General features: G+C 55.6%; 9 protein-coding genes. 8 read left to right on the top strand and 1 reads right to left on the bottom strand.

Annotated features, from left to right (window positions below):
* Positions 1–7 precede the first annotated feature (7 nt).
* The 5 genes from QLG21_RS03345 (at position 8) to QLG21_RS03365 (ending at position 7,185) form a co-directional block, all read left to right on the top strand.
* Complete coding sequence (locus QLG21_RS03345) at positions 8–1,015, top strand: LacI family DNA-binding transcriptional regulator (protein WP_006173931.1); 1,008 nt, start codon at positions 8–10, stop codon at positions 1,013–1,015.
* Positions 1,016–1,143: 128 nt separating this feature from the next.
* A complete protein-coding gene (gene dapB, locus QLG21_RS03350; RefSeq protein ID WP_282483885.1) occupies positions 1,144–1,965 on the top strand; it encodes a 4-hydroxy-tetrahydrodipicolinate reductase in 822 nt (273 codons plus the stop codon).
* Between the two features lie 454 nt (positions 1,966–2,419).
* Positions 2,420–3,568 (top strand): glutamine-hydrolyzing carbamoyl-phosphate synthase small subunit, encoded by a 1,149-nt coding sequence (gene carA, locus QLG21_RS03355; protein WP_042319283.1) that lies wholly within the window; start codon positions 2,420–2,422, stop codon positions 3,566–3,568.
* 18 nt (positions 3,569–3,586) lie between these two features.
* The gene (gene carB / locus QLG21_RS03360) at positions 3,587–6,811 is read left to right on the top strand and encodes a carbamoyl-phosphate synthase large subunit (protein WP_137849608.1); all 3,225 of its coding nucleotides are present in this window, start codon (positions 3,587–3,589) and stop codon (positions 6,809–6,811) included.
* A gap of 140 nt (positions 6,812–6,951) precedes the next feature.
* Positions 6,952–7,185: a YgdI/YgdR family lipoprotein gene (locus QLG21_RS03365; protein ID WP_006173922.1), complete on the top strand. Its 234-nt coding sequence runs from the start codon at positions 6,952–6,954 to the stop codon at positions 7,183–7,185.
* Positions 7,186–7,234: 49 nt separating this feature from the next.
* Here the strand turns inward: QLG21_RS03365 and QLG21_RS03370 are convergent, their stop codons facing one another.
* Positions 7,235–10,138: an autotransporter outer membrane beta-barrel domain-containing protein gene (locus QLG21_RS03370; RefSeq protein WP_282483886.1), complete on the bottom strand. Its 2,904-nt coding sequence runs from the start codon at positions 10,136–10,138 to the stop codon at positions 7,235–7,237.
* Between the two features lie 368 nt (positions 10,139–10,506).
* Between QLG21_RS03370 and kefF the strand changes: the two genes are divergently transcribed.
* The 3 genes from kefF (at position 10,507) to folA (ending at position 13,489) form a co-directional block, all read left to right on the top strand.
* The gene (kefF, locus tag QLG21_RS03375; RefSeq protein ID WP_137849607.1) at positions 10,507–11,037 is read left to right on the top strand and encodes a glutathione-regulated potassium-efflux system oxidoreductase KefF; all 531 of its coding nucleotides are present in this window, start codon (positions 10,507–10,509) and stop codon (positions 11,035–11,037) included.
* Complete coding sequence (gene kefC, locus QLG21_RS03380; protein ID WP_137849606.1) at positions 11,030–12,895, top strand: glutathione-regulated potassium-efflux system protein KefC; 1,866 nt, start codon at positions 11,030–11,032, stop codon at positions 12,893–12,895. Before kefF ends, kefC begins: the two co-directional genes overlap by 8 nt.
* 114 nt (positions 12,896–13,009) lie before the next feature.
* Positions 13,010–13,489, top strand: coding sequence for a type 3 dihydrofolate reductase (gene folA / locus QLG21_RS03385; RefSeq protein WP_006173915.1), 480 nt, complete (start codon positions 13,010–13,012; stop codon positions 13,487–13,489).
* Positions 13,490–13,506 lie beyond the last annotated feature (17 nt).

Here is a 13,506-nt window from a genome sequence, read left to right on the forward strand (position 1 = left end):
AGGAACAATGACAACTGTAACGCTGGCGCAGGTCGCTGAACGAGCAGGCGTGTCGACCGCCACGGTGTCGATGGTCTTGCGAAACCGGGGGCGGATCTCGCAAGCCACCCGTGAAAGAGTATTAAAAGCGCTGGATGACGCGGGTTATGTCTATAACCAGACGGCGGCGAATCTTCGAAACCGCAGCAGCAACCAGGTCGGGCTGCTTCTGCACGATATTACTAACCCCTTTTACGGCGAGATGACGGCCGGGCTGAGTCATGAGATTGAGCGTCACGAGATGCTGCTGTTTCTGGCGAACAGCGAAGAGTCCGGTGAGCGACAGCAGAAGTTCGTCGATTCGCTGATGCGTAATAACGCGTGCGGTATGGTGCTGTGCGCGGCCCGTGAAACGCCACAGACGTTTTTTGAGAGCCTCAAGCGTCGCAATATTCCCGCCATTATGGTGGTGCGGCCCGTTAACGATCCGGATTTCGACTTTGTCGGTACCGACAACTTTCTTGGCACCCAGATGGCGACCGCGCATCTGCTCGCCCTGGGACACCGGCATATTGCCTTTATCGGCGGGAGCCAGAGTTCCGGTACGCGTGCCCAGCGTATTGGCGGTTTTACCAGTAAACTGCTCGAAAAAGGTCTTTCAGCGGACCCGCGATGGATTGTCCCCAGCCTGGCGAGCCAAAGCGACGGCGCACGGGTAGCCGAGAGTTTGTTCCGCCAGTTTCCGGCGATCACCGCCGCGGTCTGTTATCAGGATATTGTTGCGCTCGGCGTGATGCAGGCGCTGCGTAAAATGGGGCGCGAGGTCGGGCGTGATTTTGCCCTGGTGGGGTTTGACGATATCACCGAGGCGGCGCTGGTTCAGCCTGCGCTCACCACCGTATCGGTAGCGGCAAAAGAGATAGGTCGTAAAGCCGGAGAGCTGCTCTACAGCCGAATTCAGGGCAATAACGAGCCGCCGAAACGTATCATTCTGCCGCCTGCCCTGGTGATCAGAGAATCATGCGGTTTCAGTTAGTATGTCTTTTACTGATATCGGCTGCGGTTTCACATTAATTTCTAATTATGGGCGTTTTTAGTGGCAGCCTTCGTGAGGGCTGGTTACTCTGAAAACGATTTACATCATTTTAACGTAAGAGAATAACTATGCATGATGCACAGATCCGTGTCGCTATAGCGGGCGCGGGTGGACGTATGGGTCGCCAGCTTATTCAGGCGGCACTCCAGTTGGATGGCGTGGCGCTTGGCGCGGCGCTGGAACGTGAAGGCTCGTCGCTGTTGGGAACCGACGCGGGTGAGCTGGCGGGGGCAGGGAAGACGGGCGTCACCGTGCAGAGCAGCCTTGAGGCAGTAAAAGATGACTTTGATGTCTTCATTGATTTCACGCGCCCGGAAGGCACGCTGAACCATCTGGCCTTCTGCCGTAAGCACGGCAAAGGAATGGTCATTGGTACCACCGGTTTTGACGATGCCGGTAAACAGGCTATTCAGGATGCCTCGCGCGATATTGCGATTGTCTTTGCGGCGAATTTTAGCGTGGGCGTAAACGTCATGCTGAAGCTGCTTGAGAAGGCGGCAAAAGTGATGGGCGACTATACGGACATTGAGATCGTTGAAGCGCACCACCGTTACAAAGTCGATGCCCCGTCCGGCACCGCGCTGGCGATGGGCGAAGTGATTGCCCAGGCGCTGGATAAAGATCTGGAGGATTGCGCGGTCTATGCGCGTGAAGGCCACACGGGTGAACGCGTACCGGGCACGATTGGTTTCGCTACCGTTCGTGCGGGGGATATCGTCGGTGAACATACGGCGATCTTCGCCGATATTGGCGAGCGCGTTGAAATTACTCACAAAGCTTCAAGCCGCATGACCTTTGCCAACGGTGCCGTTCGATCCGCATTGTGGTTAAAAGAAAAGGATAAGGGTCTTTTTGATATGCGTGATGTGCTTGATCTTAACAATTTGTAAGCATTATTACCCTTCGTGATGTGGTTATTGCAGTCGTAATTGATTGATTGCATAGGGCAATATTTTATTGCCCTTTTATTTTACCTGTTTAGTAGCTTTTAATCCGCTTAATCCATGAAAGTATGGGTTAACCTTCGTTTATTCGTTATTGAATTGTAAATTTTGACCATTTGGTCCACTTTTTTATCGCGTTGAGCGCACATTTCAATTTAACGCCTCCCGCAAGCGTTTCCTGCAGTGAATTGCCTGATCTTTTCGCCGCTTACTCTGCATTTCAGCCACCAGGCCTGCAAAAGACTAAGCAAAATATCCGTTTTAAGTTGACTTTTAGCCACCAAATCCCCAGAATGCCGCCGTTTGCCAAAAATCCGCTGGCAACACATTTGCATTGCTTCATAACGTGGTTATGAATTAATATGCAAATAAAGTGAGTGAATATTCTCTGGAGGGTGTTTTGATTAAGTCAGCGCTATTGGTTCTGGAAGACGGAACCCAGTTTATCGGTCGGGCCATAGGGGCAACGGGTTCGGCGGTTGGGGAAGTCGTTTTCAATACTTCAATGACCGGTTATCAAGAAATCCTCACTGATCCTTCCTATTCTCGCCAAATCGTTACTCTTACTTATCCTCATATCGGCAATGTCGGCACCAATGCGGCTGACGAAGAATCCTCTCAGGTACATGCGCAAGGTCTGGTCATTCGTGACCTGCCGCTGATTGCCAGCAACTTCCGCAACACCGAAGACCTCTCGTCTTACCTGAAGCGCCATAACATCGTGGCGATTGCTGATATCGATACCCGTAAATTAACGCGCCTGCTGCGCGAGAAGGGCGCACAGAACGGCTGCATCATCGCAGGGGATAACCTCGATGCGGCGCTGGCGCTGGAAAAAGCAAAAGCCTTCCCAGGCCTGAACGGCATGGACCTGGCGAAAGAAGTGACGACCGCAGAAGCCTATAGCTGGACCCAGGGGAGCTGGACGCTGGAAGGTGACCTGCCGGAAGCGAAACAGGAGAGCGAACTGCCATTCCACGTTGTCGCGTATGATTTCGGTGCCAAGCGCAACATCCTGCGCATGCTGGTGGACCGCGGCTGCCGCCTGACGGTCGTCCCGGCGAAAACCTCCGCCGAAGAGGTGCTGAAGATGAACCCGGACGGTATCTTCCTTTCCAACGGCCCGGGCGACCCGGCACCGTGCGACTACGCTATCGACGCCATCAAAGCCTTCCTTGAAACCGACATTCCGGTCTTCGGCATCTGTCTCGGCCATCAGCTGCTGGCGCTGGCGAGCGGGGCGAACACCGTCAAGATGAAGTTCGGCCACCACGGGGGCAACCACCCGGTGAAAGACATTGATAACGACACGGTGATGATTACGGCTCAGAACCACGGCTTTGCAGTGGATGAAGCGACCATGCCGGCCAACCTGCGCGTGACGCACAAATCGCTGTTCGATGGCACCCTGCAGGGTATTCATCGCACCGATAAGCCAGCCTTCAGCTTCCAGGGCCACCCGGAAGCCAGCCCTGGCCCGCACGATGCCGCACCGCTGTTCGATCACTTCATCGAACTTATTGAGCACTACCGTAAGACCGCTAAATAATCAGGAGCTGAGAAGACCATGCCAAAACGTACAGACATAAAAAGCATCCTGATCCTCGGCGCTGGCCCGATTGTTATCGGCCAGGCCTGTGAATTTGACTACTCCGGCGCACAGGCGTGTAAAGCCCTGCGCGAAGAGGGTTACCGCGTTATCCTGGTGAACTCCAACCCGGCGACCATCATGACCGACCCGGAAATGGCCGATGCGACCTATATCGAGCCGATTCACTGGGAAGTGGTACGTAAGATCATCGAAAAAGAGCGCCCGGATGCGGTGCTGCCAACCATGGGCGGCCAGACGGCGCTGAACTGCGCGCTGGAGCTGGAGCGTCAGGGCGTGCTGGAAGAGTTCGGCGTGACCATGATTGGTGCCACCGCCGACGCGATTGATAAAGCAGAAGACCGTCGCCGCTTCGACGTGGCGATGAAGAAAATCGGCCTCGATACCGCGCGTTCCGGCATTGCGCACAATATGGAAGAGGCGCTGGCCGTGGCGGCTGACGTGGGCTATCCGTGCATCATCCGGCCTAGCTTCACCATGGGCGGCACCGGCGGCGGCATCGCCTATAACCGCGAAGAGTTTGAAGAGATTTGCGAGCGCGGCCTGGATCTCTCCCCAACCAAAGAGCTGCTGATTGACGAGTCGCTGATTGGCTGGAAAGAGTACGAGATGGAGGTGGTGCGTGATAAAAACGACAACTGCATCATCGTCTGCTCTATCGAAAACTTCGATGCGATGGGGATCCATACCGGCGACTCCATCACCGTTGCGCCAGCCCAGACGCTGACCGATAAAGAGTACCAAATCATGCGTAACGCCTCGATGGCGGTACTGCGTGAAATCGGCGTGGAAACCGGCGGCTCTAACGTGCAGTTCTCGGTGAACCCGAAAACGGGCCGTCTGATTGTTATCGAAATGAACCCGCGCGTGTCTCGTTCTTCCGCGCTGGCCTCCAAAGCCACCGGCTTCCCGATTGCGAAAGTGGCGGCGAAGCTGGCGGTGGGTTACACCCTCGATGAGCTGATGAACGACATCACCGGTGGCCGCACGCCTGCGTCCTTCGAGCCGTCCATCGACTATGTTGTGACCAAAATTCCACGTTTTAACTTCGAGAAATTCGCCGGTGCGAACGACCGCCTGACCACCCAGATGAAATCCGTGGGTGAAGTGATGGCGATCGGCCGCACGCAGCAGGAATCCCTGCAGAAAGCGCTGCGCGGTCTGGAAGTCGGTGCCACCGGTTTCGACCCGAAAGTGAGCCTTGACGACCCTGAAGCGCTGACCAAAATCCGCCGCGAGCTGAAAGACGCGGGCGCTGAGCGAATCTGGTACATCGCCGATGCCTTCCGTGCGGGCCTCTCCGTCGACGGCGTGTTCAACCTGACCAACATTGACCGCTGGTTCCTGGTGCAAATTGAAGAGCTGGTGCGTCTGGAAGAGAAAGTGGCAGAGCTTGGCATCAACGGCCTGGACGCTGACTTCCTGCGCATGCTGAAGCGTAAAGGCTTCGCTGATGCGCGTCTGGCTAAGCTTGCAGGCGTGCGCGAAGCGGAGATCCGCAAGCTGCGCGACCAGTATGACCTGCATCCGGTTTACAAGCGCGTGGATACGTGCGCGGCGGAGTTCTCCACCGACACCGCCTACATGTACTCCACCTATGAAGACGAGTGCGAAGCGAACCCGTCCGTCGACCGCGACAAAATCATGGTACTGGGCGGCGGTCCTAACCGTATCGGCCAGGGCATTGAGTTTGACTACTGCTGCGTCCACGCCTCGCTGGCGCTGCGCGAAGACGGTTACGAGACCATCATGGTCAACTGTAATCCGGAAACCGTCTCGACCGACTACGACACCTCTGACCGCCTCTACTTCGAGCCGGTCACCCTGGAAGACGTGCTGGAAATCGTGCGCATCGAGAAGCCGAAGGGCGTCATCGTGCAGTACGGCGGCCAGACTCCGCTGAAACTGGCACGCGCGCTGGAAGCAGCAGGCGTACCGGTTATCGGCACCAGCCCGGATGCGATTGACCGCGCCGAAGACCGCGAACGTTTCCAGCAGGCGGTTGACCGTCTGAAGCTGAAACAGCCGGCTAACGCCACCGTGACCGCGATTGAAATGGCGGTGGAGAAGGCGAAAGAGATTGGCTACCCGCTGGTGGTGCGCCCATCCTACGTACTGGGCGGCCGCGCGATGGAGATCGTCTACGACGAAGCCGACCTGCGCCGCTACTTCCAGACGGCGGTTAGCGTCTCTAACGATGCCCCTGTTCTGCTCGACCGCTTCCTGGATGATGCGGTAGAAGTGGACGTCGACGCCATCTGCGACGGTGAAATGGTGCTGATTGGCGGCATTATGGAGCACATCGAGCAGGCGGGCGTGCACTCCGGTGACTCAGCGTGTTCTCTGCCAGCCTACACCCTGAGCCAGGAAATTCAGGACGTGATGCGCCAGCAGGTGCAGAAGCTGGCCTTCGAGCTGCAGGTTCGCGGCCTGATGAACGTCCAGTTCGCGGTGAAAGACAACGAAGTCTACCTGATTGAAGTGAACCCGCGTGCGGCGCGTACCGTCCCGTTTGTATCGAAAGCGACCGGTGTACCGCTGGCGAAAGTGGCAGCGCGCGTGATGGCGGGCCAGACGCTGGCGCAGCAGGGCGTGACCAAAGAGATCATCCCGCCGTATTACTCGGTGAAAGAAGTGGTGCTGCCGTTCAACAAATTCCCGGGCGTTGACCCGCTGTTAGGGCCAGAAATGCGCTCTACCGGGGAAGTGATGGGCGTGGGCCGTACCTTCGCGGAAGCGTTCGCCAAAGCACAGCTGGGCAGCAGCTCCACCATGAAGAAATCGGGCCGTGCGCTGCTCTCCGTTCGTGAAGGTGACAAAGAGCGTGTGGTCGACCTGGCCGCCAAGCTGCTGAAACAGGGCTTCGAGCTGGATGCGACCCACGGTACGGCGATTGTGCTGGGTGAAGCCGGTATCAATCCGCGTCTGGTGAACAAGGTGCATGAAGGTCGTCCGCACATTCAGGACCGTATCAAGAATGGCGAATACACCTACATCATCAACACCACCGCAGGCCGCCAGGCGATTGAAGACTCCAAGCTTATCCGCCGCAGCGCGCTGCAGTACAAAGTGCATTACGACACCACCCTGAACGGCGGTTTCGCGACGGCGATGGCGCTGAACGCGGATGCCACCGAGAAGGTGATTTCGGTGCAGGAAATGCACGCGCAGATTAATAAGTAAATAAGCCAGCCCGGCAGCATTCGCTTGCCGGGCATTATCCCCCCTATTAGGAACCATCTGGTTTTCCATCCGCATTCAGTCAGTTAGCCTAGAATTAACAGGACGTTAATTACATTCAACTGACAAGCAGGGGAAACACCATGCGCAATAAACTCCTTATCACTTCTTTTCTGGCTGCCACTGCACTGTTTACCGTTGCGGGATGTTCGTCTAACCAGGCGGTGAAAACCACCGATGGCCGTACCATCGTGACCGACGGCAAGCCGCAGGTGGATGATGACACGGGACTGGTATCGTATAAAAACGCTGAGACGGGCCAAACCGAACAGATTAACCGTGACCAGGTTAAATCCATGGGTGAACTGGATAACTAAAAAAAAGCCGTGGCGAGAGCCACGGCTTTTTGCATTTTGCGGTAAGCGATTACCAGCGGTGATTCAGCAGGATATGACCGCCGTAAGCGGCATAGCTGTTCTCACCCCATTCGCCGCTGGCGCGCAGCGAAATCGTGGTGGTGTCGTTCAGGTTGCCGGTCACGCCCAGCTCTAACTGGCCACGATCGTCTGGCGTATCGTTGCTGACGGTTTCATCGTTAAAGGCCAGATCGTTTTGACCCGCACCTTTAAGCCAGTTAACCGCAACGTACGGCTGCCATGCCTTCACGTCTTTCTGCTGGAAATAGCTCGATTTAACACCGAGACGACCAAAGAAGGTATCGTTATCCAGCGTGGTAACGCGTACGCCATCGCGGTCAGTATGGTTTTCCTGATCCAGATAGCTGTAGATCACCTGTGCCTGCGGCTCGATTTTCCAGGTGCGCTCGTTCTCTGAAGCGATAATCCATGCGTGACCCACTTCGACAGAGGCAGCAAAGCCTTCGCTATCGTAGTCTTCGTCGTTACGATTGCTGGTCACTTTGTTGTTGTACCAGCTGTAGGCCGCCCAGGTATCAATGTAGTTGCCCAGACGCAGTTTCTGATCTTCCTGCCAGGTCGCATACAGCCCAACGTTAAAGCCATCCACCTTACCCTGCGCATCGCGGACGTTGTGTTTGGCGTCGGAGTGCGTTTTCGCCTGGCCTGCACCGAACATACCCCCGGCACGCAGAATGCCGTTGTCCATCGGCTTGCTCATGAAATCGCTGCCCACCTGAAGGACGGTGGTGGTGGTGTCATAGTTAACCTTGTCACCGCCGGCATCGTTTTCGTGGTAACGGCCTTTGACGTACATCCAGGTGTTCAGATCTTCTTCGTTGCGGAAGGTGATCTGATCGCGGTCGTCACGTTTATGCAGGAACATGCTTTGCGCGGCAAGGTAGTTGCCAAGGTATGCGCCAACTTCCGGTGCCATCACTTCTGGCGCAGCGTTTCCACCGTTATCGGCATCGCCGCCGTTGTCAGAATTGCCACCGTTATCGGTATTACCGCCATTATCGGTGTTGCCGCCGTCGTCAGTATTGCCGCCACCGTCGGTATTGCCACCGCCATCGGTATTACCGCCATCATCTGGCTTATCCCCGCCATCGGTATCATCCGCCGGATCGTCAGATGGGGTGGCTTTCGATTCCAGATACCAGTTGCCGTCGCTGTGCTGGTACAGGTTGTATTCGTATGCGCCTGCAACCATCGGTTTAGCCAGCGTCAGCTGTGCTTCGGAACTGCCGCCGACGCTGACGATCTCCATACCGTTAACGGTCTGCGCGCCGAGGCCACCCATATTGCTGACGGTCACGCCAGACTGACCGAAGCTGCTGCCGGTAATGGTGAGGTGGTCTGTCGGGGCATTATCAGCACCCAGTTCGCTGTTCATCACAATCTGGCTGCCGGCAGAGCCGGTATAGTCGCCGTTAATGACGAAGTTATTGCCCACGCTGTTGTTGGCTGCGCTGAGCAGAACTGTGCCGCTATTGGTTACGTTGCCATTAATGGTATCAATGCCTGACGTGCTCAGGGTGGAGTTACCCTGAACCGCGTTCCACGCGGCCAGCGTACCGCCGCTCAGGATATCAATGTTGTCGTTGACTTGTCCGGCAGACGCAAAGGTTGCGCCATTTTCGATGGTGACGGTGGCGTTACTGCCCTGCACACCGAGCTGTGCGCCAGCCGTAACCAGCGTGGTGCCGCTGTGTAAAACCGTATTACCGGTATAGGTGTTTTTGCCGCTAAGCGTCAGGGTGTGGGCATCCGCTTTTTCAATGTTGCCGCTGCCGGTAATGTCGGTAGCGTAAGTGAAATCGCTGCCCTGATTGAAGATGAGGGTGCCGTTGTTGGTCATGCCACCGCTCAGCGTGGCGGTATCCTGGCCGTTACCCAGCTGCAGCGTGGCGTTTTGAGCCACCAGCGTATTGCCGCTGTTAGCGACATCGCCAGACAGGATTAAATTACCGCTGTTGACCTGCAGGGCATCGCCAGAGCCGATAATATCGAGATCGCCCGACAGCGCCCAGCTTTCACCGTTCATTTTGACGGAGGCAAAGCCGTCGCCTTCATTGAGGCCGACAAAATTGCTGTCTTCGGTGCCTGTGCCCACAAACGTCAGGGTGTTACCGGTAGAAACGGTGGAGATGACATCGCCCGCCAGTGACGAGCCGGTGTCGAGTACCAGGGTGTTGTTTTTATTGCTGGCGAACATGACGGCAGCATTCTGGCCGCTCAGCGTTCCGCTGTTGGTGATATCGACTTTTGCATCGCCGGTGACATTGATCCCATTCTGGCTTCCCTGAATGGTACCTGTGTTAATGGTTTTAGTATTGCCACCACTCAGCGCGACACCGTCTCCGTCTGTTCCGACAATTGACCCGCTGTTCTTCACACCAATGCCTGTTGCTGCACTCAGGCCGGTTTGACCTTTTATTAAGCCTGTAGCGGTATTACTGATATTTATAGCGGAGGAATCCTGACTAACAAAAATGCCTTTTTTCTCGCCGGTAATATTGCCGTTATTGTAAAAGTCACCCAGCATTGATGAAATATTTACGGCATTTCCGATTCTGGAGGATATTGTTGCACCGACTTCATTATTGACGGTAATACTCTGCGCTCCGGTATTAATACTCATACCATCCGCAAAGCCTGAAATATTTCCGCGGTTTGTTATGCTTGAGACCTTGATGCCGGAGACGGTAACGGCCGCTGCGGTGCCTGCTGAGGATATGGTGACATCTTTATTAACGGTATATTCAGCGTCAGCGGAAAATTGTTGCGGGACAGAAGTGGACTGGTCGATCGTACCTGCTGATGCCAGCATCGGAGTGAATATCAGTAGGGCGGGGAATATTTTTCCCAGGGTTATCGTGGTCCTGTTTAATACAAAATATTTATTACTCATGTGCACATCCATTTGAAAGAAAAGACGATAGGCGACTAAATTAAACCAGTCTTTTTACATGTAGAATAGTTTGGCTTAGGGGAGGAAACGTAAAATTATTATTTTTTCAATGTGTTATGTATACTTCATTTTATTAAATATGCTTTTTAATATATCTAAATATGTTGACATCAATGATCATTAGTCATTAATTAATTCACTTAATCAATATATTAAGAAGGGACTTTCCGGGGCGGAAAGGGGCTGGAAGCTGCGGGTGGCAATACTTGCCTTTTTGTTCAGCGCTGCCTTTACGCTCTTTCGGCTGCCAACGTAACTGTCTACACTCACTGCTACCAGACAAGAAGAAAGTGAAAACAGGCCCATCGATGATTTTGATTATTTATGCGCATCCCTATCCGCATCATTCACATGCGAACAAAAGGATGCTTGAACAGGCAGGGAGCCTCGACGGAGTGGAAATCCGCTCTCTCTATCAACTTTACCCCGACTTTAATATTGATATTGCCGCCGAACAGGAGGCGCTGTCGCGTGCCGATCTGATTATCTGGCAGCATCCGATGCAGTGGTACAGCACGCCGCCGCTTCTGAAGCTGTGGATCGATAAAGTCTTTTCCCACGGCTGGGCATATGGCCACAACGCTAATGCTCTTAAGGGGAAAAGCCTGATGTGGGCCGTAACGACCGGCGGGGGGGAAAGTCATTTTGATATTGGGGCTTTCCCGGGCTTTGACGTATTGGCCCAACCGCTGCAGGCAACCGCGCTGTATTGTGGAATGAACTGGCTCCCACCATTTGCGATGCACTGTACCTTTGTCTGCGACGATGAAACGCTGCAGGCGCAGGCCCGTCATTATAAACAACGCTTACTCGAGTGGCAGGAGACGCAAAATGGATAGCCATACGCTTATACAGGCGCTGATATACCTTGGCGCGGCGGCGCTGATTGTGCCCGTGGCGGTGCGCCTTGGGTTAGGGTCCGTGCTGGGCTATCTGATTGCGGGCTGCGTCATCGGGCCGTGGGCGCTGCGTCTGGTCACCGATGCCGAGTCGATTCTTCACTTCGCTGAAATTGGCGTCGTGCTGATGCTATTCGTGATTGGCCTCGAGCTGGATCCACGGCGCCTCTGGAAATTACGCGCATCGGTATTTGGCGGCGGGGCATTGCAGATGGTGGCCTGTGGCCTGCTGCTCGGCGGGTTCTGCATTGTGCTGGGAATGGACTGGAAAGTGGCCGCGCTGATTGGCATGACCCTGGCGCTCTCCTCGACGGCCATTGCCATGCAGGCGATGAACGAACGCAACCTGACGGTCTCTCAGATGGGACGCAGCGCGTTCTCGGTGCTGCTGTTCCAGGATATTGCTGCCATTCCGCTGGTGGCGATGATCCCGCTGCTGGCCGCCAGTGGGGCATCAACGACGCTGGGCGCATTTGCCCTGTCGGCGCTTAAAGTCGTCGCTGCGCTGACGCTGGTGATCCTGCTTGGTCGATACGTCACCCGTCCGCTGCTGCGCTTTGTCGCCCGCTCGGGCCTGCGCGAAGTCTTCAGCGCCGTGGCGTTGTTCCTGGTGTTTGGCTTTGGCCTGCTGCTGGAGGAGGCCGGGCTGTCAATGGCGATGGGCGCGTTCCTCGCGGGCGTACTGCTGGCAAGCTCCGAATACCGACATGCGCTGGAAAGCGATATTGAGCCGTTTAAAGGGCTGCTGCTGGGGCTGTTTTTCATCGGGGTGGGTATGTCGATCGACTTCGGTACCCTGGTTACGCACCCGCTGCGGATCATCATTCTGCTGGTCGGTTTCCTGGTCATTAAAATGGCGATGCTGTGGCTGATCGCCCGTCCGCTGAAGGTGCCCAGTAAACAGCGCCGCTGGTTTGCCGTGCTGTTGGGGCAGGGCAGCGAATTCGCCTTTGTGGTGTTTGGCGCGGCCCGGATGGCCAATGTCCTCGATCCTGAGTGGGCGAAAGCGCTGACGCTTGCCGTGGCGCTGTCGATGGCGGCCACGCCGATCCTGCTGGTGCTGCTGACGCGTCTGGAAAAATCGGGCAGCGAGCAGGAACGCGAGGCGGATGAGATCGACGAGGAGCAGCCGCGTGTGATCATCGCCGGTTTTGGCCGTTTTGGGCAGATCACCGGACGTCTCCTGTTGTCGAGCGGTGTAAAGATGGTGATCCTCGATCATGACCCCGATCACGTCGAGACCCTGCGTAAATTCGACATGAAGGTCTTCTACGGCGATGCGACCCGGGTCGATCTGCTGGAGTCTGCCGGTGCGGCGAGGGCGGAGGTGCTGATCAACGCCATTGACGATCCGCAAACCAGCCTGCAGATGGTTGAACTGGTGAAAGAACATTTCCCGAACCTGACCATTATTGCCCGCGCCCGTGACGTCGACCACTACATTCAGCTGCGTCAGGCCGGGGTGGCTGCGCCAGAGCGTGAAACGTTCGAAGGCGCGCTGAAATCGGGCCGCATGGCGCTGGAAAGTCTTGGTCTGGGAGCCTATGAAGCGCGCGAGCGTGCCGATCTGTTCCGCCGGTTCAATACCGGGATGGTGGAAGAGATGGTTGAGATGGCGGGCAGTACGGACACTGAACGCGCGGCGGTATTTAAACGTACCAGTGCGATGCTGACGGAAATCATCAGCGAAGACCGCAACCACCTCTCCCTGACCCAGCGTCACGGCTGGCAAGGCACGGAAGAGGGCAAGCATACCGGCGATCCGCAGGATGAACCGGAGAGTAAACCGTCCGCGTGAAGTGGAGTTGCCAGCAATATTAAAAAATTTCTTTTTCTTTACCCTGCCGCCAGTCGACGAAAGATTAAGCTTTCCGTATAGTGGCGGCAATTTTTTGTATCCGGGAAATTTTTAATGATCAGTCTGATTGCAGCGCTGGCGGTAGACCGCGTTATCGGCATGGAGAATGCCATGCCGTGGAACCTGCCTGCCGATCTCGCATGGTTTAAACGTACGACGTTGAACAAGCCGGTAGTGATGGGCCGCCTGACCTGGGAGTCAATCGGTCGTCCATTACCGGGCCGTAAAAATATCGTTATCAGCAGCCAGCCGGGCACGGACGATCGCGTTGAATGGGTAAAATCCGTCGACGAAGCGATTGCCGCGTGTGGCGATGCCGAAGAGATCATGGTGATCGGCGGTGGGCGTGTGTATGAGCAGTTCCTGCCAAAAGCGCAGAAGCTGTATCTGACCCACATTGATGCGGAAGTGGAAGGGGACACCCATTTCCCGGATTACGATCCGGACGAGTGGGAGTCGGTGTTCAGTGAATTCCACGACGCTGATGCACAGAATTCGCATAGCTACTGCTTCGAGATTCTGGAACGTCGTTAAGCGATAACCCTCTCCTT

It is taken from the genome of Enterobacter sp. V87_3 (genome assembly GCF_029967835.1).
Classification (GTDB): domain Bacteria; phylum Pseudomonadota; class Gammaproteobacteria; order Enterobacterales; family Enterobacteriaceae; genus Enterobacter; species Enterobacter cancerogenus.